A 465-nucleotide genomic window follows, 5' to 3' on the forward strand; every position below is an offset into this window, starting at 1 on the left:
TTTATAAAGCAACGCCTGCCCATTCGGACATTGGTAGCTGTCTCTTTGCGCGTCGTAAGTAAAGTGTTTCTTTTTGAAYGCATTTTTCGTTCTCGATGGACGTCGATAACCGAACACGCCAAGAATACCTCGACGTTCAAGTGACTCCGCCACTGGAGCGGTAAAGTAGCCCGCATCCAGTCCAACGGCTATCGGGTTCAATTGGAATGTAGCAAGCGTGTAATCTAAGCGTTGAACGTAAGGCTGTGAGTCATTGATGTTGCCCGCGGTGGTATAGGTATCGAGGATAATTCCATGTTGACCATCAACGGTTCGATGGTCGAGRTAGAAGAAGCCTTGTGGCTTATTATCACGAGTCATGAAGCCACTCTCTGGGTCAGTGGTGCTGGTTTTGGTATTCTTTGTTTTTGACTCTGATTCACGAGCCTTAAGAGGCTTCTTACCCGCTTTTTCTCGGTCTAACGC

1 protein-coding gene is annotated in these 465 nt (G+C 47.5%); it reads right to left on the reverse strand.

Annotated elements, in window-relative coordinates:
• The coding region (locus tag CIK04_RS32590) for a transposase (protein ID WP_142995068.1) at positions 1–465 on the reverse strand (465 nt) is incomplete at both ends.

The organism is Vibrio sp. 03_296, from assembly GCF_002265885.1.